2 protein-coding genes are annotated in these 1,928 nt (G+C 63.4%); both read left to right on the forward strand.

Going from position 1 to position 1,928, the window contains the following annotated elements; all coding sequences use genetic code 11:
* Positions 1-1,696 (forward strand): acyltransferase domain-containing protein (locus SM418_RS37885; RefSeq protein ID WP_371966181.1); only part of this gene is annotated, 1,696 nt, incomplete at its 5' end.
* 26 nt (positions 1,697-1,722) lie between these two features.
* Positions 1,723-1,928 (forward strand): beta-ketoacyl synthase N-terminal-like domain-containing protein (locus SM418_RS37890; protein ID WP_371966183.1); only part of this gene is annotated, 206 nt, incomplete at its 3' end.

A 1,928-nucleotide genomic window follows, 5' to 3' on the forward strand; every position in this document is an offset into this window, starting at 1 on the left:
GTTGGACCGGGTGGATGTGGTCCAGCCGGTGTTGTTCGCGGTGATGGTGTCGTTGGCTGCGTTGTGGCGTTCTTATGGGGTGGAACCGGCCGCGGTGGTTGGGCATTCTCAAGGGGAGATTGCTGCGGCGTGTGTGGCTGGGGCGTTGTCCTTGCAGGATGCCGCCCAGGTGGTGGCGTTGCGCAGCCGGGAGTTGGCGGTGCTGGCGGGCCGGGGCGGGATGGTGTCGGTGTCGGCGCCGGTGGAGCGGGTGCGGCAGTGGCTGCGACGCTGGGATGGCCGGCTGGATGTCGCAGCGATTAATGGGCCGGGTTCGACCGTGGTGTCGGGTGAGGTGCCGGCGCTGGAGGAGTTGCTGGCCGAATGCCAGGCCGAGGGGGTTCGGGCCCGGCGGGTGCCGGTGGACTATGCCTCGCACTCGGTGCAGGTGGAGTCGCTGCGCGAACGGCTTTTGGAGGTGCTGGCCGGGATCAGCCCGCGCCCGGCGGCGATTCCGTTCTATTCGACGGTGACCGCGGAGCTGATGGACACCACTGGGCTGGACGCCGACTACTGGTATCGCAACTTGCGGAACACCGTGTGTTTCGAAGAGGCCGCCCGGGTCGTGGTCGGGGCCGGGCACGGCGTTTTCGTCGAGGTCAGTCCGCACCCGGTGCTGACCATGGGAGTGCAGGAGACTCTGGAAGACCTGGGCAGCGATGCGGTCGTGGTGGGCTCTTTGCGCCGCGACGAAGGCGGTCTGGGACGGTTCCTGATCTCGCTGGGTGAGGTGTTTGTGCGTGGAGGGGCGGTGGATTGGGAGGCGGTGTTCCCTGGACGGCCCTCTGCGGTGCAGTTGCCGACCTATGCCTTCCAGCGCAAGCGGTACTGGTTGGAGACGCCGGCCCAGGGCGCGGGTGAGGACACAGCCGTCGGCTCGGGGCTGAACCCGGCGGATGCTTCGTTTTGGGGTGCGGTTGAGTCTGGGGATGCGCAGGCTTTGGCGGTGACTCTGGGGCTGGAGGGGGGTGATGCGCGCTCCTCGTTGGACACGCTTCTTCCGGTGTTGTCGTCGTGGCGTAAGCAACATCGTGATCAACTGTCCATTACTTCAGGCATTCAACGGTGTGTGGATGTAGATATCAGTGCTGATTCAGATGGTGGCACTGAAGCCAATGATTCTTCTCTAAAACAGTTGCTAGTCGAGTTGCCTGAGGTCGAGCAGGACCGGGTCCTGCTCGACCTGGTCCGGACCCACGCTGCCGCCGTCCTGGGCCACGGCGGGCCACAGGCGGTGGAACCCACCCGCGCCTTCAAGGACCTGGGATTTGAGTCCCTTACTGCGGTGGAGTTGCGGAACCGACTCAACACCGCCACCGGACTCCACCTGCCGCCCACCCTGATCTTCGACTACCCCACCCCCACCACCCTGGTCGGACTACTGCGAGGAAAGCTTTTGGGGTCTCCTGGCGTGGAGAGGGTGGGGGGTGGTGCCGATGAGGTCGAGCTCCGTCGGGTGTTGGCCAGCATCCCGATCGGGAGGCTCCGAGAGGCCGGGTTGGTGGACGCTCTGCTGCGACTTGCAAACGGCGAATCCGAGGACTTGACTCGGTTGATCGACAATAAGGCTAATGTGATTGATGGATTGGATGTGGAGGGTCTGGTTCGAATGGCCCACAGTAAAGTTTCTGATCCCACGCGAACCGCTGAGTCTTGATCTAGTGATAATCTTGGAGGTTTGCGGTGACTGCATCCCGTGATGAGGTTGTTGAAGCGCTGCGGGCTTCGCTGATCGAAAATGAGAAGCTTGAGCAGCATAATCGGCAGCTGGCTGCTGCGTTGAGTGAGTCGATTGCGATTGTGGGTATGAGTTGTCGTTTTCCGGGGGGTGTGGGTTCTCCGGAGGAGTTGTGGGATCTGGTTGCTGCTGGTGGTGATGCGGTGGCGGG

This window comes from Actinomadura chokoriensis (genome assembly GCF_041463665.1).
Classification (GTDB): Bacteria; Actinomycetota; Actinomycetes; order Streptosporangiales; family Streptosporangiaceae; genus Spirillospora; species Spirillospora chokoriensis_A.